Below are 19,857 nucleotides of genomic sequence, written 5' to 3' on the forward strand. Positions count from 1 at the left end.
ATCGCGTAGGCACGCTACGTTTTCATGACGCCGTAGTACGTCTTCAGGCGGTGCATGTTGCACTCGATGTGGTATCTCGCTGCCGTCCGGGCGGCATCGACGTCCTGATCGGCGATGGCATCGATCAGGGTCTGGTGCTCGGCGATGGGCGCCTGCCCGCCATCGACACGGGTCGCTGCCTTGCGCCGGGAAACCAGGATCGTCTCCTTGAGATAACTGCTCAGATAGTTGAAAAACTCGAGATACAACTCGTTGTCGGTGGCGGTGCAAACGGCCCGGTGGAATGCCATGTCCGCATCGACGCCGGCCTGAATATCGCCCGACGCCACCGCTTCCTGAAACGAACTCTGGGCATCGCGCATCATCGTCAGGTCGTGGCGGGTACGCCGCTGGGCGGCAAAGGCGGCCGCCTCGACCTCGAACCCCATGCGCAACTCCACCATGCGCAGGACATGCTCGATGCTCTGCGCATCATGGCCACGCATGGAGAACCCGCGATCCGGACGTGTCGATACCACGAAAACGCCTCGCCCCTGCTGGCTGCTCAACAAACCATCCACCTTCAAGCGAGACACCGCTTCACGGACCACGGTGCGGCTGACGCCCAGGTTCTTGGCCAGCGTGCTCTCCGAGGGCAGTAGCTCCCCCACCTCGAGATCACCGGATGTCACCATGCTGCGAAGTTCATCCGTCACTTGATCGCTCAAGCTGACGGTCTTGCGCACGGCACGGAATGCGGACGGCTCTTTCATTCTCTCTCACTCATGACTTACAAAATGCGATTTATATTCTTATCATACAAGATACACGCCCAACAGCAAGCGTGTGAGACGCCGCAATGAACGGCGTCTCTGCCAACACCACAACAAGGAGACCGAGATGGGCCAGCATGCCAGCTTTCCCGACGTCGAGTTCCCCCATCTGGCCGATGTCAGACTGCCCAACGTCATCCCCGTTCGCCTCAATCACCGACTCGGCACGCCGGTGTCCGATATCGACCGACGTACCCGGCAGGTCGTGCGAGAAAGCCGCCAGGTCGCCCGGCTCGCCCCCGGCAGCCGTGTCGCTATCGGTGTCGGGAGCCGGGGCATCGCGTCGATCGTGAGGATCGTCACGGCCGTCGTTTCAGAGCTCAAAACCCAGGGCCATGCGCCGTTCATCGTACCGGCCATGGGCAGCCATGGCGGCGGCACGGCCGAAGGTCAGGAAGCGGTGCTGGCCAAGCTGGGCATCACCGAAGCCAGCGTGGGCGCTCCCGTGCACGCCACGATGGACGTCGTCGAATACGGCAAGACGGCGGAAGGCATCGAATGCAAGTTCGATCGCCATGCCGCCGACGCGGACGGCATCATCATCGTCAACCGTATCAAATCCCACACGACGTTCGACCGCCCCATCGAAAGCGGTCTGACCAAGATGATCGCCGTCGGGCTGGGCAAGGCGGAAGGGGCGCGTCGCGTTCACAAGCTGGGGCCGCGCGGCCTGTCCGAGGTACTCCCCAATCTGGCCCGCATTGCCCTGGCCAACGCCCCCATCACCCTGGGCATCGGCCTGGTCGAGAATGCCAACAAGGAGATCGTGCATCTCGACGGTGCAGACCCCGACCAGATCATGGCGACCGACGAACGCCTGCTCAAGGAAGCCAAGTCCTACCTGCCGCGTCTGCCCATCACTCAGGCCGATGTACTGATCGTCGAGCGCAGCGGCAAGGAAATCAGCGGCACGGGAATGGACTTTGCCGTCACGGGGCGTACCGACATTCGCGGCATCGACAACCCCGCAACGCCGTTCATCCATAAACTGGGGTTGCTGAACCTGACCAAGGAGACTGCGGGAAACGCCGTCGGTATCGGCATGGCCGATTTCACGACCCGAGCGGCCGCCGAAGCCGTCGACTTCAAGGCCACCTACATGAATGCGCTGACGGCCACCCTGGTGGATAAGTCACGCATCCCCATCGTGCTGCCGACCGAACGGGACGTGATCGCGGCTGCCGTTACCACGTCGTGGTCGCTCAACGATGAAGATGCTCGGTTCTGCATGATCTCGACCACCCTCCATCTGGACCGGATCATGGTGTCTCCCGCCCTGCTGGACGATATTCCCGACGGCATGGCGGAACCGATAGGACCGCCTCAGGAACTTCAATTCGATGACCAGGGCCGGCTGCTGACCTCACTCTGGCAACAACAGTTCGAAACCTACTGAGGAGAACGATCGATGACAACGCCTGCCCCCAAACCTGAAGTCCTTCTGTTGCAACGCATCGCCGACGTCGGCATCGAGCGGCTCGAGACACACTTCGACGTCATCCACCTGTGGGATAGCCCGGATCCCGACCGCGACATGCAGTATCATGCGGAAACCGCCAGAGGCGTTCTGACAGGCGCAAACATCGGGCTGACACCGCAACAAGTGGATCGTTTTCACAAGCTGGAAATCATCTCGCTGCATGGCGTCGGTCTGGATCGCGTCGATATCGATCACGCCAAGCACCAGGGCCTGCGCATCGCCTATACCCCGGACGTGCTGACCGCGGATGTCGCCGACATGGGCTTCGGGCTCATGATGTCGACGCTTCGGCGCCTGCCTCAAGGGCACAACTTCGTCATGGCGGGGCATTGGGCGGAAGGCAAACAACCACCCCTGACCCGCAGTCTGACGGGCAAGCGTCTCGGCATCCTCGGGCTTGGCCGCATCGGCCAGGCCATCGCGGCCCGGGCGGAAGCCTTCGGCATGGAAATCACCTACACCAACCGGTCACGTCGCACGGATGTGCCCTATGCCTACGAGCCGGACCTGCAACGGCTGGCCGACTGGTGCGATGTCCTGATGGTGGCTGCCGCCAGTTCTCCCGACATGCAAGCGCTAGTCGACGACAGCGTGCTGGCCGCGCTCGGCTCGGAAGGCGTCATCGTCAATGTGGGACGCGGTGTCCTGATCGATGAGGATGCACTGATAACCCGACTCGAACGTGGTGAACTACTGGGCGCCGGGCTGGATGTGTTCGCCAACGAGCCCCACATCAACGACGCCCTGCTGACCCTGGATAACGTCGTGCTGTCGGCTCATCGGGCGAGCGCCACCGTCGAGACACGTAATGCGATGGCGATTCAGAGTGTGGAGCATCTACAGCAACATTTTGCGGGCTCCAAGCCGACGCATCTGGCAACGCCGGAATAATGACCCATAAAACCCTTCAATATTAAATAGTTATCCAACTTGTATTATAACCAGTTGACAGAACATATGATAAGCAATACTTTAAAATTGCCTTCACGAATAAGGCTCACACCTGCACTGGTCGAGCAGAACAACAACCGTGCAGCATCGAATCAAGACAAGAAGTGAGGAGTCACGTCATGTTCAAACTGGGTAAGCACGCTTCTCTGACAACAATAGCTGCCCTGAGTGTGTCTGCAGTCTCCATGGCACAAGCGCAAGATTTCACCCTGTCGACCGGCTCACAAGGCGGATCGTGGTACCCGATCGGCGGCGCGCTGAAAGCGGCCGTTGAAGACAAGGTCGATGATGTCTCCATCACGGTGACACCCGGTTCCGGTCTCGCCAACGTTCAGGGTGTGGCCAATGGGCGCTTCCCGGTGGCGTTCGCCAACTCCATCTCCACCGTCGATGGCATCAACGGCAAGGATCCTTTCAAGGAACCCATCGACAACGTCTGTAACCTCGGCACGCTCTATCCGCAGTACTTCCAGGTCATGGCCCTCGACGACGCCGAGGTCAATTCCGTGGAAGACTTTGAAGGCAAGCGGCTGACCACACAGCAGAATGGCCATACCGGCGAAATGCTGACCGGCGAACTGCTGAAGACGAAAGGGCTCAGCTACGACGATCTCGACAGCGTCAGTCACGTGTCCTACTCGGATTCCGTCGTCGAGATGAAGGACGGACACGCCGATATCTTCACGCTCGGTACCGCATTGCCTGCCGGTTCGGTCATGGACCTCGCCAATAGCCGCGATATCAGCTTCATTCCGATAGATGATGAAACCTTCGACCACTTCAAGGAACAGAATGCCGCCTTCCAGAAGCGCATGGTGGCTGCAGACAGCTACCCAGGCGTTGACGAGGATGTGCCCGCCATCACCTACGATACCCACATGATCGCCCAATGCGACTTCGACGACGAGATCGTCACCGCCTTCCTGGAAGCCGTGGTCGAGAACACGGACTCCCTCGGCGATATCAGTCGGGCCATGAAGGATCTCACACCCGAAGAAATGGCCACCGACATCGGCGTGCCGCTGCATCCCGCTGCGGAAGCGTTCTATCGCGAGCACGACGCACTGTAAACGCCAGCATGACCACGGCCGCCCTTGTCTGCCAGGCCGGACAAGGGCAGTCCTGTCACCGGCGAAGAACAGAAATGATACCGGGAGTTCTCCGTGCGCCACACTTCAACGTCGCGTTTCGCCCAGATATTCGGACTATCGATCAAGGTCATTCTGGTCGGTATGTCGCTGTACCATATCTACATCGCCCTGGCCGGAACGCCGGGCCCCTATATACTGCGCGGCATCCATGTTGCGCTTGCCGTGTTCCTGATCTTCCTGACCAGCAATTATCGACGCGAATCGGTCACCATTCCCCCATGGTATGACATGATACTGGCAGTCATCGGACTGTTTGCGGCGCTGTATCCCTCCCTGAACCTCGATTACATCTTTTCGCGGTTCATCTATGTCGATCCACTGACCACACGCGACATCATCGCCTCCATCACTCTGGTGGTGCTGGTTCTGGAAGCCGCAAGACGCGCGATCGGTCCGGCACTGCCGATAACCGCCATCTGCTTTCTCATCTATGCCTTCACGGCAACCAATACGTTGCCCTCGGTGATCCTCGAGCAGTTGGCCATTACCACGGAAGGGATCTTCGGCATCCCGATCGCCGTCTCGGCAACGTACATGGTGCTGTTCATCATCTTCGGCGCCCTCGTCGAGCGGATGGGTATCGGTCAGTTATTCATGGACTTTGCCGTTGCCCTGACAGGACGACAGGCCGGTGGCCCCGCCAAGGTCGCCTGCGTCACCAGCGGCATGTTCGGTTCCGTCTCCGGGTCGGCCGTTGCCAATGTCATGACAACCGGCACCTTCACCATCCCATTGATCAAGCGCATGGGATTCCGACCGGCATTCGCCGGTGCCACGGAAGCGGTGGCATCGACGGGCGGTCAGATCATGCCGCCGGTCATGGGGGCGGCCGCCTTCGTCATGGCCGAATATCTCGGGACCGGCTATCTCAAAGTGGCGATGTATGCCATTACGCCTGCGCTGCTGTTCTATGTCGCCCTGTTCTTCGGCATTCACTTCGCCGCCAAACGCAACAATGTCGGCAGCGTGCCAAAAGAGGACCAGGTGCCATTGGGACGCGTCCTCAAGGAACGGGGGCACTTGTTCATTCCCCTGCTCGTCATCATCGGTGCGCTCGTGCTCGGTTATTCCGCGCCCTATTCCGCCATGTGCGGCATCGCCTCGGTGATACCCACTGCGCTGCTGCGCCAGACCACCCGACACTACGTGACGGTGCGCAACATCATCGATGCACTGGAAAACGGCGCCAGAAACGTCCTGCCGATCGCCGCGGCCTGCGCCTGCGCCGGCATCGTAGTCGGCGTGATCGATATCACCGGTATCGGGCTGACCTTCTCGAACTTCGTCATCTCGGCCTCCCAGGACATCCTGGTCCTGGCCCTGCTGCTCAGCATGGTGGCGGGCATCATCCTCGGCATGGGCATGCCGACCACGCCGGCCTACATCGTTCAGGTCGCCCTGCTGGTACCGGCCCTGACCAAACTCGGCGTGCAGGCGGAAGCGGCGCACTTGTTCGTTTTCTACTTTGCCATCCTCTCCGCCATCACCCCGCCGGTAGCCATGGCGGTCTATGCGGCCAATACCCTGTCCAAGGCCAAGATCTGGGAGTCGAGCATCGAGGCCCTCAAACTGGGCGCCGCCGGCTTCATCGTGCCATTCATGTTCGTCTATGAACCGACCATCCTGCTGCAGGGTGATCCACTGCGCATTGTACTGGTGCTGACGCAGGCCACCATCGGCGTGATCGTGCTGGCCGCAGCATTACAACAGTACATGTTCGCGCCACTACGCCGCTGGCAACAGTTCCTGCTCTTCGTCACTGCCATCAGCTTCATCTATCCCGACTGGCGGGTCACCCTCGCCGGTAGCCTGGTGCTGCTGATCAGCATGCTGCCGATACTGCTCAACAGGCAGGCACAGCCGGAATCGAACGACCAGGATGTTTACGGTTCATCACGGCAATGACGCACTCGCCGGCCCCGGGGCGGACTCGTAGACGCCGTCCCGGAGCCGGTTCCGCAGGTTTCGAATCGCTCTTTGGGAGTCCTTATTCATGTCTCAGTCTCTCCGTCCGCGTTCCGGCGGGCAGGTGCTCGTCGATCAACTGCTGATCCATGGCGTCGAGTTCGCCTTCTGCGTCCCGGGAGAAAGTTATCTCGACGTCCTGGATGCGCTGCATGATGTCAGGGATCGCATCCATCTCTACAACGCCCGCCACGAAGCCGGCGCCGCCAACATGGCCGAAGCCTATGGCAAGTTGACCGACAAGCCGGGCATCTGCCTGGTGACACGCGGCCCCGGCGCCTGCCATGCCTCGATCGGGGTGCACATTGCCCAGCAGGATTCCACGCCCATGATCCTGTTGATCGGCCAGGTGGATCGCCCCTCACGGGACCGTGAAGCGTTCCAGGAGATCGACTACCGGCAAATGTTCGGCAGTATCGCCAAGTGGGTCGCGCAGATCGATGATGCGGCAAGGATTCCCGAATACATGGCGCGCGCCTTCCGTGTCGCGACATCGGGGCGGCCGGGCCCGGTCGTGCTGGCACTGCCTGAAGACATGCTGACCGATGTCGTCGATACGGTGGATGCCCCTCCCTATCGCCCCACGCGTGCCGACATCGGCGCTGCCGACCTGACGCGCATCCGCGAGGCGTTATCGTCGGCAAGTCGTCCATTGCTGCTGGTCGGCGGTAGTGGCTGGGACGATACGGCCTGCCGTGACATCACGGCCTTCGCCGAAGCACACGACCTGCCGGTGGCATGCTCGTTCCGCCGTCAGGACATCGTGAACAACCGCTCTGACGTCTATATCGGCGACTTCGGCACCGCAAGTTCGCCGCAATTGGTCAAGCGCATCGCCGAGGCGGATCTACTGCTCGTGATTGGGGCACGGCTCGGGGAAATGACCACCAAGACATACACGACCTTGACACCCCCCGTTGCCCACCAGACGCTGATCCATATCCATGGTGACAGCGATGAAATCGGCCGCGTCTACAGCCCCGAGATCGGGATAGCGGCGACCCCGGAACGGGTCGCGCGCGCTCTGAGAGACTGCCGCTGGGAGCAACTCGCCGGACGTTGGAGCGAATGGCGTCGACAGGCCCGGCAAGCGTACTTCGACGATATCAGCAGCACGGATGAAGAGGGCGCGCTCAACCTCGGTCAGGCCTTGATGGCCATACGCGATCAACTCCCGTCCGATACGGTCATCACGCTCGACGCCGGCAACCATACCGGCTGGGCCCAGCGCTATCTGCGTTACGGCCGTCCCGGGCGCCAGCTCGGCTCCACATGCGGCGCCATGGGCTACGCCGTACCGGCCGCCGTATCCGCTTCACTACACGCCCCGGACCGAGTGGTTCTCGCCTTCGTCGGCGATGGCGGTTTCATGATGAGCGGCCAGGAACTGGCGACAGCCGTACAACATGGCGGCCGTCCGATCGTGTTGCTCTTCAACAATGGCACCTATGGCACCATCCGCATGCATCAGGAGCGCGAGCATCCGGAACGCGTGGTCGGCACCGACCTGGTCAACCCCGATTTCCTCTCGATGGCGGCGGGCATGGGGGCCTACACGGCCATGGTCAACCGTACCGACGAACTACTGCCGGCACTGCAAGGCGCCATCGAGGCACGTCGCCCGGCGGTGATCGAGTTACGCACCGATCCCGAACGCATCTCGACGCGGACGACCATTTCCCGACTTCGTCTCGCCGGGCGCGGCTGATATCCACGCCCATCGATTGCCTGCCCTACTGGAGCCCGACATGTCCGACGCCCCGAACCGACAGCCGATGACCGATGGCCTGCTCAGTGCGCTGATCGATCGACTCGGAACCGACCATGTAGTGACCGACACATCCGACATGGTGCCCTATGTTCAGGAACAGCGCCGGTTGTATTCGGGACGGGCATTGGCCGTCGTCTTGCCGGCCTGCACCGACGACGTCGCCTTCATCGTCGAACAGTGTCGCGAACATGGCGTCAACATCGTGCCCCAAGGAGGAAACACCGGTCTGGTGGGAGGCGGTGTGCCGCACGACAGTGTGGTCGTCGCACTGGGCCGTATGAATCGCATTCGTGATATCGATCCCACCAATGCCACCCTCACCGTGGAGGCGGGCTGTATCCTTCAGGTCGTGCAAGATGCCGCGCGTGACGCCGGCCGCCTTTTCCCGCTGTCGCTGGCCGCGGAAGGCTCCTGCCAGATCGGCGGCAACCTGGCGACCAATGCCGGCGGCATCAATGTGTTGCGCTATGGCAATGCCCGCGACCTGGTACTTGGATTGGAAGTGGTGCTCGCCGACGGCCGAGTCATGAACGGCCTGACCGCGTTGCGCAAGAACAACACCGGCTACGATATGAAACAACTCTTCATCGGCTCCGAAGGCACGCTGGGCATCATCACGGCTGCCGTACTCAAGCTGTTTCCCTTGCCCCGCGGAACCGCCACCGCGCTGGTCGGCTGTGACTCTCCGCACCAGATACTGGCCCTATACGACCAGTTGCGGAGCCAACTCAGCGACACGCTGACAGCCTTCGAACTCCTGCCCCATTTTGCCATGGACGCCGTGCTCACCCATGTCCAGGGGACTCGTGCCCCCTTCGATCAGGATTACGCATCCTATGCCCTGATCGAACTGACGACACCGGATGCCGATCTCGATCTGAATGCCCGACTGGAATCGGCCCTGGCCGACGCCTTCGAGAACGACGTGATCCGTGATGCCGTCATCGCCACGAGCAGCACACAATCACAGGCGTTATGGCGGTTACGGGAGAGTGTCGCGGAAGCCCAGATCGCCGAAGGCGCCTCGATCAAGCACGACATTTCCGTGCCGGTATCACGCCTGGCGGACTTCATCGAGAAAGCCGACGCCGCCTGCCGGTCGATTCTCCCCGAATGCCGCATTTGCGCCTTCGGCCATGTCGGCGACGGCAACCTTCACTACAACGTCAGTCAACCCTGCGACATGGATGCCGACGCCTTTATCGACCTGACTCCCCGGTTCAACCGCGCCGTGCACGACCTGGTCGCCGACATGAACGGCTCGATTTCCGCTGAACACGGTATCGGGATTTCCAAGCGGACCGAATTGCGCCGCTACCAGGACCCCGTTGCCCTGGCGATGATGGAGCGCATCAAGACGGCGCTGGACCCGCAAGGGCTGTTCAATCCCGGCAAACTGCTATGAGCTCATCCCCGCCCGACGTAGGGCATGCCGGTAGCCATCACCGTCATGAACTGCACATTCGCCGCCAACGGAAGACTCGCCATGTGCACGATCGCCCGTCCCACCTCCTCGGCATTCATGCGTGGCTCGGGCACGACATCGCCATTGGGCTGCAGAATGCCCTCGGCCATGCGGGCCGTCATCTCGGTATCGGCATTCCCGATGTCGATCTGGCCGCAGGCGATATCATAGGCACGGCCATCCAGCGACAGTGACCGCGTCAGCCCGGTAATGGCGTGCTTGGTGGCCGTATAAGCCACGCTCAACGGCCGGGGGACATAGGCGGAAATCGAGCCGTTGTTGATGATCCGCCCCCCACGCGGTGACTGCTCACGCATGACACGAAACGCGGCCCTGGCACACAGGAAGCTCCCGGTCAGATTGGTATCGACGACCTCCCGCCATACGGCGACCGGTAACTCATCCGGCGTCGCCGGTGGTGCCCCGCGTCCGGCATTGTTGAACAACAGGTCCACCCGCCCCCAGGAAGCCAGGACTCGATCGAACGCCGCATCGACCGACGCCTCGTCACCGACATCGGCCACCACGACCAGCGTGGTATCAGCATCACCGGCGAGACTCGCCGTCTCCTCGAGCCGATCACGTCGTCTGCCGAGCAACGCCACACGATAACCGTCTCCCACCAGCGCCAGCGATGCCACCCGGCCGATACCGCTTCCCGCACCGGTCACGACTGCCACCTTGTCCCTCATGATCCACTCCTGTGTCTTGTCATGGATAGCGGTATCACGTCACCGGCGCCGGATTGAACAGCGCCAGATCGTTATGTATTCCCAGCCGGTCGACCGCCGCCTGTTCACGCCCGCTGGCAATATCCAGAATCAGATGGAACAGTTCCCACCCCATCGTCTCGATCGTCGCCTCGCCGGACGCGATACGGCCGGCATCCAGGTCGATGAGATCATGCCAGCGGCGGCTTAACGTCGTGTTGGTACCGACCTTGATCACCGGCACCATGGACAACCCATATGGCGTACCACGCCCGGTCGTGAACACATGCATGTTCATGCCCGCCGCCAACTGCAACGTGCCGCAGATGAAGTCGCTGGCCGGCGTCGCGACGAAGTTCAGTCCCCGCTTGCGGATTCGTTCGCCCGGTCCCAGCACGTCCACGATGGGACTGGTACCGGACTTGGCGATGGACCCCAGCGCCTTCTCGATGACGTTGCTCAAGCCACCAAGCTTATTCCCCGGCGAGGGATTGGCGCTTCGATCCGCCTGGCCCTGAGCCAGGTAATCGTCATACCACGCCATTTCCTGAATCAGCTTCTCGCCCACGTCCTTGTCGACGACCCGGGGCGCCAGCAAGTGGATCGCATCGCGGACTTCCGTCACCTCCGAAAACATGACCGTTCCGCCGGCACGCACGATCAGATCCGCCGCGAAACCGACGGCCGGGTTGGCCGTGACCCCGGAGAAGGCATCGCTGCCACCGCACTGCGTCCCCACCACCAGTTCCGAAACGGGGCAAGGTTCGCGCCGCCGTTGATTCAGCTTGGCGAGATGCTGCTCGGCCATGGCCATGATACCGGCCACCATTTCCTCGAAGCCGACAAACCGTTCGTCCTGCAAGCTGAGGATATTGCCGGTATCCGACGCCTCCTCGCTCGAGTCATACATCTTGACGGGTTGTTCGGACACCAGCGTCGACGGCTGGAGCTTTTCGCACCCCAGGCCAATAACCATCACCTCCCCGCCGAAGTTGGGATTGAGCGTGATGTTCTTGAGCGTGCGGATGGGAATGATTGCGGCAGGCGCGTTGATCGCCACCCCGCAGCCATAGGTATGCGTCAGCCCGACAACGTCATCGACGTTGGGATACTTCGGCAGCAATTCCGTCTTGATGCGCTTGACGACATGCTCGACGGTGCCCGCAACACACTGCACGCTCGTCGTGATGCCGAGCACGTTCTTCGTCCCGACACTGCCATCCGCATTGCGATAGCCCTCGAAGGTATAGCCTTCCAGCGTCTCCGGCGGCCCATACTCACGGGTCGCCAACTCTAGCTCATGCAGCGCGGGCGGCTGACGCAAGGCAATATTGCGCTCATTGACATGGCCTCCCAACGGAATCGCCTCGGTCGCTATGCCGATGATCTCACTGTAGCGAATGACCTCGGCGCCTGACGGGATATCCGACAGCGCGACCTTGTGCCCCTGCGGGATATCCGCCACGGCAATCAGCCCGCTCTGCAATTGCGTTCCGGCGGTCACCCCGCCCTGGCCGATGACAATGGCGACATTGTCGCTGTCATGGACCTTGATGATCTTCTTGTCGTCCACGGGTTGGGTCATGGTTATCACCTCGTGCATGCCAGCCAACGCATTGGATTCCGGCCTGCCGTCATGTCTAAGCGGAGCGTCAGGTGCCGGTTCAATGCCTCATCACAACAAGTCATCTTATAACATATCATACAAGTTGATAAATATGGCATCCCAACCAGTCAGTGCTTCGAACCACCTTAATCGCGCTTGAAACCACCCACACGAACACCACACCCCCATCTCACTGGCACGGGGTTATGTAGGAGCGACGTCAGTCGCGATTGGCGGTGTCTAAACAGACTATATAATGATTAGCGCGACAAACGCTGGTCCACTTCATCCGCCAGGCGATAGCTCATATTTTTTAACGCGGGAACGAATTGGCGACCAGTTTCCAGAGCATCCGCCAGGATAACCATATCTTCTATATATTCATGCACCATCTGATTGCGAAGCTTGCGCAGGCTATACCAATCGTCTGCGGAATCTATCCAGCCAAATCGTTCAGCCTTATCCAAATTATCAACTGCAGGGCCGACAGACTCGCCAAGATAATTCAAGAAAGAGGGAATCAGCTTATCTCCAATAGTATCTTGTAACCTGCCAAAACGGGCGACAAACGCATCCAGGCGTTCAGATAGATCGACATCCTCAATCCATGCAGTTACGTCTTGCGAAGTCAGCACACCAACATTCGAGAAAAGTCGCTGTGTCGTTAACTCCAAATGATCGGCTTCCTTCCTGACAATGCGCGACAGGAAAGCCAATCGCGCTCGACCATCGCCCCCATTCGTCACAGAGTCACTCCCGTGTCATGCGCCTCCTGATGGATAGGCAGTCTCTTGAGTGTCGGTGACTGTACTACGACATCCACATTGCGCCCTCCCATCATCCTGGATAGCCGTGCAGATAGTCTGGCAGCCTTCCAGGCCGGATGCTCTATATGTTCCGAGGTGCTAATCAGCAAGTCGAGATCCCCGCCCTTCACATGATCATCAATGCGTGAACCGAAGACAGTCACCGTCACTGACTCACCAAAAAGTTCTTTGGCCTGACGTTTTATATGTTCCTGCTGATACACCGATAACCGCATAAATAAACATCCCGCAGGCATTTATACATCAGCTTATCATACCTACACCTCGACAGGAGCGACTCTAGCCGCGATGGGTGAGTGTCATTCCATTGCGATGGCAAGCACGCCGGGCCGCTGACCAAGCTTCCCGGCGATGTTGCCTTCCGCATCCACGATCAGGCTGTCGCCGGGGAAGTCGAGGTCCCCGTCCTGACCGGTATGGTTGGCATAGGCAACCAGCAGTTGGTTATCCAGTGCCCGGGCTCTCACTTTCACATCGGGCACCAGTGTATAGGGGCGCATATTGGCCGTCGGCACCAGGATCGTGTCGGCGCCCTGCGCGGCGTAGTCCGCGATCAGCGCGGGGTCTTCGATATCGAAGCAGACCGCCATGCCGGTTCGTCCGAGCGGCGTATCGAACAACCTCGGTTCATCACCAGGGACGAAGGCACGCTCTTCCGCGTCGCCGAACGGGCGACATTTGTGGTGCACGGCGAGCCTGTTCCCTGACGGATCGATACACACGGCACTGTTGCGATACCCGGCATCGTCTCGGGTCACGGCCCCGACGACCACCCAGGCCCGGTAGTGCTCGCAAAGCCGCTGAACCGCCACCAGTTGCTCACGATCGCAGGCATAGGCGGCAGCCGGATCGGCCACACTGGTGGTATAACCGCTGAGAAACAGCTCCGGGAAGACCGCCATCGTCTCGCCGGTACGTGTCGCACCGGCCAGCGCCGTTTCGATCCATCCAAGCCGCTCGCTGACAGCCAGCCCCGTCGGGGGCTGGCAAAGTACCAAACGGGTTGCCGCTGTCATCTCGTCTCCTTATCGCCCCCTGCCGAACAACGACGCATTTTCGCCCAACATAACACAAACGTCCGCCACCGAGGGGTGACGGGCGCTCATGGAAAAAGCGTCGGGTTCAGTCAACGGGCTAGTCGTTCTGACGCGCCTGGTTCTGATAAGAGACGTACTGACTCAAGGTTCTCAGGTTACGCTCGATCTTGATGAAAATGGACAGGAACACGATGAACAGGAAGGCACCGAACGTCCCGCCGGCAATATACAGGCTCTGTGTCGCATTGGCCTTGTCCTGAATATGCTGATGCCGCTCCTGGTTTCGGCGTTGCTCTTCCTGCTCTATCTGCCGATCGAATGTCTGGTCATAGGAATCCAGCGCCCGGTTGACGATATCGAACGCATTCGTCCGATCCGCACGGTCTCTGACTTCCTCATCATTCAAAATCTCGTCAAGGTAGGATACCAACCCTTCGGCGTAGGCATCGATGCGTGCCTGGTAGGAGTAGTATTCCGCCCGGTTGCGAATGTTGTCGATCAGAAAACCGATATCCGTCGTCAACTGGCCATCGGTCACCTCGACAACGAATGAATCGATGAGATCGGCCACCTCCTCATAATGGGCCAGATTCGGGTCTTCACTCTCATCGTCCACCTGCCCCGCTGCTTCCTGGGACTCGGTCATCGATTGCGAAGCATCCGGCGCGTCGGCATAGGAATCGACGATATCCTGTGCCTCCCCCTCATGCTCGACTCGCGGGACGAACGTTTCATGCTCCGGCGGAGATTGAAGCCCCTTCAGCGCGCCCAAGCCATAAAACGCCGCCGATATCAGCAAAATGCCCGCCACCACGATGACGAACGCACGGAGTATCCCTAAATAAATATTTTCCAGTTTTTGAAGCATGTCGTTCCCTTTCAGTTCTTTTATAGTGACCTGCGAAAGCGAACGAATCATCACACAGCTTCAGGGAACGCTCAGTTAACTTATTGTAATCGCCGGACCGTATGGCAATGGCGGGACCCGATGAGACATGATGAGCAGGGCTCACCGCCCTGCATCGCGGTTGAAACCGCCACTACGATCCCCACAAACGCCCGATCCCGGGGCACGGGTCTTGTAGGAGCGACGTCAGTCACGATAGGCGTTGAAGCCGTTCAGGCCTCTTCAAGCGGAGGTAGATCAAGCTTCTGCTCGATCCTTTTCAATAACTCCACCAACTCTGTTACCGATTCAACGGCTACATTGAGCAATGCAGCATTTTTTTCATGATCATCGGGATAATCATGCGCGAAACGATTGCGGATTGCCCTCAACTCCTGCCACCGTTCAACGTCGGGCAGATAACCGAGTTTTTCCAATCGGTTGAGCTTATCGAGCATCGGGCGATCTTCATAAGGTTCCTGAAGATAACCAAGTACGGCGGGTAACAGCCTGCCTCCAATGGCATCCTGAAGTTTGCCAAAGCGAAGCACGAACTGATCCAGGTCTTGAACGGCCTCATCGTCAAGCTCAGCCAATCGCCCGCCGGAAAGAGGCAGCTCAGGTTCAAGCGACTGCAAGGCATGCCTAAGGTGGTGCACATGCCGCTGACACTCTCGCCAGACATCCTGCAATTTCTGATTCGACACATTCATCGTCATAGGGGAATACCAGTCCGTTCAGCGACCGCGAAGATCGGCGGATGTTCTCCTCGTCCGGGGTAATCGATAAGAAGGTCCACTTTCTGTTCGCCAAGCTTCTGCTGAATCCTGACCTGACAGCGAATCTCGGCCCTGACGATGTCATTGATATCGGTCATCTCCGTCTCGACCAGAAGATCAATGTCGCCACCACGCGCGGTATCATCCGCACGAGACCCGAAGAGATAGACCTTGGCACCATGACCGAAACAGTCCGCGACAGTCTCTCGGATCACCTGGCATTGATAGGCTGTCAACCTCATATCGCCACCTTCAGGTACGTTTCACTCAGCGTATCACACTGCACAGCGGAAACGTCGCAGTCGCGATCGGCGGTGTTACCCAGAAGGCATCTATAAAGTACTGACCAAGCCCCGGTTCCAATCGATCATAAAACCGCAATCCTGGCAGCAGATCCTGCTCAGCCTCTTCCAATATCTCGATTTTCAACGCGTATTCTCGCGCAGACGCTGCTTTACGGTTTCCCACTCACTGAATGTGGAGCTACCAGTCTCAGCACGTAACGCCCTTTCCTCCAATGCCTCCTGATGCCAGTCAGGCGCGGGGACAGATTCCGCATCTCGGGTCAGATCGTCCCATAACGCCTCCATAGCGCGAAGCTTCTCGCGCGTACTCATGTCGCCCAACCTCATGGTCATGGCCTACCTCCAACAGCGGCTTACCTTCAATAATGCTGCCACCAAACACCCTATTGCAATCGTTACTTCAAGAAAGAAACGCCCAAAGGGTGATGTACTGCATCGCGGCTGCAGCCCCTCCTACACCACCACCATCTCGCCAGGTTTTGTGGGAGGGACCTCAGTCGCGATTGGGTTATCTCGCGGACGTGCAGCTCACTGAACGGCTTCCATACAAGACTGGACCTGCCAGCCATCGCGACCTCTGGCCTTGACGGCATACAACGCCTGGTCCGCCGCTGCATACGCCGCGGCGAAGGTATCGCCGGCGGCCCGAAAATACGTCCCCCCAATGCTGAGGGTGACAATATCGCGCTCGAGGTGCCCCGGATGAGGTATCGCCTGGCTATGCACCCGGGCCAACAACTCACTGCAACGACTACGCAATTCCGTTTCAGAATCGCAGGGAAAGAGTGCCGCGAACTCGTCACCGCCCATGCGATAGAGAATCGCCTCCCCCTTCAAAGCCGCATCGATCAACGAAGCCAGGTGCCGCAGCAACTGGTCGCCTTCCGGATGGCCCAGGGTGTCGTTGTATTGCTTGAAGTAATCGATATCGACCAGAATCATGCCCAGCCAATCGCCCTGATGCGTTTCGACACGCTCATGCAACGCACTGCGGTTGCCCACGCCGGTCAATGGGTCGTGCAGCGCCTTCTTCATCCACTCGAGGCTCTCCCGAGTCGCCTGTTCCGCCACCCGCCGCTGGCGTTCATGCAACAGCCAGAACACCAGCCCGAGCAGATAGATCAGCACACTGCCCACCATGACCCAGAACTGGTGACGACGGGTGTCATCGGCAAAATCGGAAGCCGCCTGGCTGCGGCGACTCAACTGCCCCATCTCGATCGCCGTCAAACACTGCAGGATGGGCAGCAGCGCTCTGCTCGCGTCATCGCTCGAGGGCAGTGGGGACTCGGCCGTGCGTTGCATGAACCGATCGAGTTGGTTCAGCGATGAATCAGTGCAAGGATACGTCTCTCTATAGACACCGATGTCCATGAAACTGTACGCCATCTCGAGATTCATGGCCGCCGTGCCTTCATCCGACGCGCCCTCCTGAAACGCCGCCAGGGCTTCATGCAGGAATTCGCGGGAGCGCGTCGCCAACTGCTGGCCGGTCAGGTTGTTCGATTGACTGAAGTACCGGTCGATCTCCGGCGATACCCAGCGCGTTTCATAGATCAACAGCATGACGAGCAGGGTGAAACTCATCAGGCTCAGCCAGAACCATCCCACCGAGCCTTTCCAGCGTGATAGATTCACGGCACCCCCTCGATGCGCTTGATCATCCAGATCCAGTCATTGAAGTTACGCAGGTTATCCGGATCACGCTCGCCGTAGTCGCGCTCCACCAGCCGCAAGGGGCCCTTTTCCTGCAGCCCGATCGGCCGGCCATCTTCATGCGTCACCAGCACCCATTGCGGATCGTCCCAATCCGCGAGCGTCGCCTCGTAATCATCCCACGCCGCGAAGCGAAGCCGCTCCGGCACGGGATCGAAGTTCTCCCGCACCCATTCGGCAAATGCCAACCCTCGGATGCTGACCTCGCGGCTGCGGTAAGGGTCATGAAAACTGAACTCGACATCCGCCTGCTGGCGTAGACGCTCGATCGGAATGACACGTTCCTCGCCGTCCTGGCCAATCACCAGCTGGCTCGGATCCGCGTGTACATGAATGGATATCAGCGCCAAGAAGGCGCCACACCAGCGAAAGGACCTCCAGATCGGCATGACCGCACTCCCCTCACCGCCCCTGCGTATTTGGTAACTCGTTATTATCGAATGCCGTCACGGAATCACACGGCAACAGGTGCCTATTCACGCACCAATGCAAGATTACCACACCAATGTAACAAAAACGCCCGTCATCAAAGATGACAGGCGTCATGAAAAAGCATCACGGCAGTCGCGATTGACGGTGCATCCTCAGCAGAGCCCATCGCCCTGCATCGCGGTTAAAACCGCTCCGACAATACCCGCAAGCCAACCTCAGGTAGGAGCGATGTCACCGTCAGGCCAGCCGGCAAAAGGCAACAAATAAGTTGCAATTTATATTGAAAAGCAACATAAATGTTTCTATCCTGGTCAAGAAGAAACAAATAAGTTGCCTGTCATCATGGACCTTTATACACAGATCAAGCGTAGACGGCGCCAACTCGGTCTGACGCAACGGGACATGCAATCTCGTATCGATATGTCCCGCCAGCAATATCAACGCCTGGAAGCTCGTGGCAACCCGCGGCTGGAAACCCTCACCCTCGTTGCCGAAGGACTCAACGCCGAGCTCATGCTGATTCCCCGTGACAAGGTACACCTCGTGCAGAGGCTGCTCGAGGAAGCCACGGATATGTCACACGAGGCGCCGCCCCTTGATGTCGATCCCTGGCACGGCCTCCTGGACAATACTGATGACACATCGGGACATGAACCATGAAAACCGAAATGGTCGAGGTCCTGGATATTCGCCTGCATGACACGCATGTCGGCTATTTAGCGGGATATCAAGGTGGCCGCAATGTCATGGTCTTCAATGCGCCTTACCGCCATGACCCGCAACGACCGGTCCTTACGCTGACAACTCACCCGGCGTTTCCACGTGCCACCCAACTCATGGCATCTCCATGGATCCGTCAACAAAGGCTTCACCCCTTCTTTTCGAATCTACTTCCGGAAGGTGCACTGCGAGACTGGCTGGCACAAACCCTGAAAGTGCATCCCGACCACGAATTTCCTCTCTTGTCCCAACTCGGCCAGGATCTGCCGGGGGCCGTGGTGGCCACCCCTGTGGCCGCTGAAGACATTCCCGATCATGTGCTTGCCCATAGAACACGCATCACGCCAGTCAAACGAACTCCACGGCCAGGACAAGGGTTTTCCCTGGCCGGCATCCAGATGAAATTCTCGATGCGAGAGCGTGAGGGGCGATTTCATTTCAACCATGCCGACGAGGTAGGCGATTGGATCGTTAAAACGCCTTCGACACGTCATCGTGGTGTGCCCGCCAATGAGTTCACCGCCATGCAGTTAGCCGACGCCGGTGGTGTAGAGATTCCCGAGATCCGACTGGCCGCCCTGGGCGACCTGGAGGGGCTTCCTGCCATCAGCCTGCCCGATGAAGAATGGGTCTATGCCATCAAACGATTCGACCGGCTGGATGGAGCACGCCAACACGCTGAAGACCTGGCGCAAGTTCTGGTTCGCTATCCGCACGACAAGTACGGTGCCACCAACTACGAACAGATCGGCAAACTACTCAGGACCTACACCCAGGATGGACTGGCCAACGTGCAACAATTCGCCCGTCGTTTGTTGGTGAACATTCTCCTGGCCAATGGTGATGCCCATCTCAAGAACTGGAGTCTCCTTTACCCTGACCAGCGCCCCCCGTACTTTCTCCTGCCTACGACATCGTCATGACCAAAGCGTATATCGACGACGAGCAGGACATTTCCCTCAATCTCAATGGGCATAAGAACTGGTATCGCATCGAACAGGACGACTTCAGAGCCTGGGCAAATGCCATCGGAATCCCCTGGGCATCGGTTCGCATCGCATTGAACGACACAATGCAGCGCGCTCGGGAACACTGGCCAAGGCTTCTGGCAAACAGCCCAATGCTGCCTGAACACCAAGCACTATTGAAAACCCACTGGCGACAGTTGCCTCCAGAATGGCGCATCGATACCCCCTAGCGCACGCAACCACGAGTTGTATAGGTGCGACGTCAGTCGCGATGGG

General features: G+C 59.2%; 21 protein-coding genes. 9 read left to right on the plus strand and 12 right to left on the minus strand.

The window, feature by feature from the left end; all coding sequences use genetic code 11:
• Positions 1 to 14 precede the first annotated feature (14 nt).
• Entirely contained in the window at positions 15 to 752 is a 738-nt protein-coding gene (locus BLW01_RS12065; RefSeq protein ID WP_092570068.1) for a FadR/GntR family transcriptional regulator, read from the minus strand.
• A gap of 127 nt (positions 753 to 879) precedes the next feature.
• Here BLW01_RS12065 and BLW01_RS12070 point away from each other — a divergent pair, with 127 nt between their 5' ends.
• The 6 genes from BLW01_RS12070 to BLW01_RS12095 all read left to right on the plus strand — a co-directional run bounded on the left by BLW01_RS12070 (position 880) and on the right by BLW01_RS12095 (position 9,535).
• Positions 880 to 2,208, plus strand: coding sequence for a nickel pincer cofactor-dependent isomerase, group 22 (locus tag BLW01_RS12070; protein ID WP_092570070.1), 1,329 nt, complete (start codon positions 880 to 882; stop codon positions 2,206 to 2,208).
• A gap of 12 nt (positions 2,209 to 2,220) precedes the next feature.
• A complete protein-coding gene (locus BLW01_RS12075) occupies positions 2,221 to 3,183 on the plus strand; it encodes a 2-hydroxyacid dehydrogenase (protein WP_092570072.1) in 963 nt (320 codons plus the stop codon).
• A 179-nt stretch (positions 3,184 to 3,362) separates the two neighbouring features.
• The gene (locus BLW01_RS12080; protein WP_092570074.1) at positions 3,363 to 4,313 is read left to right on the plus strand and encodes a TAXI family TRAP transporter solute-binding subunit; all 951 of its coding nucleotides are present in this window, start codon (positions 3,363 to 3,365) and stop codon (positions 4,311 to 4,313) included.
• Positions 4,314 to 4,406: 93 nt separating this feature from the next.
• Positions 4,407 to 6,299 (plus strand): TRAP transporter permease, encoded by a 1,893-nt coding sequence (locus BLW01_RS12085; protein ID WP_092570076.1) that lies wholly within the window; start codon positions 4,407 to 4,409, stop codon positions 6,297 to 6,299.
• 88 nt (positions 6,300 to 6,387) lie between these two features.
• Positions 6,388 to 8,067 carry a thiamine pyrophosphate-binding protein gene (locus tag BLW01_RS12090; RefSeq protein WP_092570078.1) on the plus strand — a complete coding sequence of 560 codons (1,680 nt, stop codon included), beginning with the start codon at positions 6,388 to 6,390 and terminating at the stop codon, positions 8,065 to 8,067.
• 40 nt (positions 8,068 to 8,107) lie between these two features.
• Positions 8,108 to 9,535: an FAD-binding oxidoreductase gene (locus tag BLW01_RS12095; protein WP_092570080.1), complete on the plus strand. Its 1,428-nt coding sequence runs from the start codon at positions 8,108 to 8,110 to the stop codon at positions 9,533 to 9,535.
• Positions 9,536 to 9,537: 2 nt separating this feature from the next.
• On the opposite strand, the gene BLW01_RS12100 is transcribed toward BLW01_RS12095, so the two are convergent.
• From BLW01_RS12100 to BLW01_RS18750, 11 genes are all read right to left on the minus strand, one after another.
• Positions 9,538 to 10,287: an SDR family oxidoreductase gene (locus tag BLW01_RS12100; RefSeq protein WP_092570082.1), complete on the minus strand. Its 750-nt coding sequence runs from the start codon at positions 10,285 to 10,287 to the stop codon at positions 9,538 to 9,540.
• Positions 10,288 to 10,321: 34 nt separating this feature from the next.
• Complete coding sequence (garD, locus tag BLW01_RS12105; protein ID WP_092570084.1) at positions 10,322 to 11,890, minus strand: galactarate dehydratase; 1,569 nt, start codon at positions 11,888 to 11,890, stop codon at positions 10,322 to 10,324.
• Positions 11,891 to 12,171: 281 nt separating this feature from the next.
• On the minus strand, positions 12,172 to 12,657 hold the full coding sequence (locus BLW01_RS12110; RefSeq protein ID WP_092570086.1) for a hypothetical protein: 486 nt from the start codon (positions 12,655 to 12,657) through the stop codon (positions 12,172 to 12,174).
• Entirely contained in the window at positions 12,654 to 12,953 is a 300-nt protein-coding gene (locus BLW01_RS12115; RefSeq protein ID WP_092570088.1) for a nucleotidyltransferase domain-containing protein, read from the minus strand. Before BLW01_RS12115 ends, BLW01_RS12110 begins: the two co-directional genes overlap by 4 nt.
• A gap of 84 nt (positions 12,954 to 13,037) precedes the next feature.
• A complete protein-coding gene (locus BLW01_RS12120) occupies positions 13,038 to 13,754 on the minus strand; it encodes a nitrilase-related carbon-nitrogen hydrolase (RefSeq protein ID WP_092570090.1) in 717 nt (238 codons plus the stop codon).
• Between the two features lie 118 nt (positions 13,755 to 13,872).
• Positions 13,873 to 14,643 (minus strand): hypothetical protein, encoded by a 771-nt coding sequence (locus tag BLW01_RS12125; RefSeq protein WP_092570092.1) that lies wholly within the window; start codon positions 14,641 to 14,643, stop codon positions 13,873 to 13,875.
• Between the two features lie 251 nt (positions 14,644 to 14,894).
• Entirely contained in the window at positions 14,895 to 15,380 is a 486-nt protein-coding gene (locus BLW01_RS12130; RefSeq protein ID WP_217635529.1) for a hypothetical protein, read from the minus strand.
• A complete protein-coding gene (locus BLW01_RS12135) occupies positions 15,377 to 15,682 on the minus strand; it encodes a nucleotidyltransferase domain-containing protein (RefSeq protein WP_092570094.1) in 306 nt (101 codons plus the stop codon). The genes BLW01_RS12130 and BLW01_RS12135 overlap by 4 nt, the downstream gene beginning before the upstream one ends.
• 183 nt (positions 15,683 to 15,865) lie before the next feature.
• The gene (locus tag BLW01_RS12140) at positions 15,866 to 16,078 is read right to left on the minus strand and encodes an addiction module protein (protein ID WP_217635530.1); all 213 of its coding nucleotides are present in this window, start codon (positions 16,076 to 16,078) and stop codon (positions 15,866 to 15,868) included.
• Between the two features lie 195 nt (positions 16,079 to 16,273).
• Positions 16,274 to 17,383, minus strand: coding sequence for a GGDEF domain-containing protein (locus BLW01_RS12145; RefSeq protein ID WP_229806509.1), 1,110 nt, complete (start codon positions 17,381 to 17,383; stop codon positions 16,274 to 16,276).
• Complete coding sequence (locus BLW01_RS18750) at positions 17,380 to 17,850, minus strand: hypothetical protein (protein ID WP_229806508.1); 471 nt, start codon at positions 17,848 to 17,850, stop codon at positions 17,380 to 17,382. Before BLW01_RS18750 ends, BLW01_RS12145 begins: the two co-directional genes overlap by 4 nt.
• A gap of 385 nt (positions 17,851 to 18,235) precedes the next feature.
• Here BLW01_RS18750 and BLW01_RS12155 point away from each other — a divergent pair, with 385 nt between their 5' ends.
• The 3 genes from BLW01_RS12155 to BLW01_RS18600 are packed head-to-tail and all read left to right on the plus strand — an operon-like array spanning position 18,236 to position 19,811.
• Positions 18,236 to 18,553 carry a helix-turn-helix transcriptional regulator gene (locus BLW01_RS12155; protein ID WP_092570096.1) on the plus strand — a complete coding sequence of 106 codons (318 nt, stop codon included), beginning with the start codon at positions 18,236 to 18,238 and terminating at the stop codon, positions 18,551 to 18,553.
• Positions 18,550 to 19,536, plus strand: coding sequence for a type II toxin-antitoxin system HipA family toxin (locus tag BLW01_RS12160; RefSeq protein ID WP_217635531.1), 987 nt, complete (start codon positions 18,550 to 18,552; stop codon positions 19,534 to 19,536). Before BLW01_RS12155 ends, BLW01_RS12160 begins: the two co-directional genes overlap by 4 nt.
• Positions 19,533 to 19,811, plus strand: coding sequence for a hypothetical protein (locus BLW01_RS18600; protein WP_217635532.1), 279 nt, complete (start codon positions 19,533 to 19,535; stop codon positions 19,809 to 19,811). The genes BLW01_RS12160 and BLW01_RS18600 overlap by 4 nt, the downstream gene beginning before the upstream one ends.
• Positions 19,812 to 19,857 lie beyond the last annotated feature (46 nt).

Origin of the sequence: Aidingimonas halophila, assembly GCF_900106955.1 — a bacterium.
GTDB lineage: Bacteria > Pseudomonadota > Gammaproteobacteria > Pseudomonadales > Halomonadaceae > Aidingimonas > Aidingimonas halophila.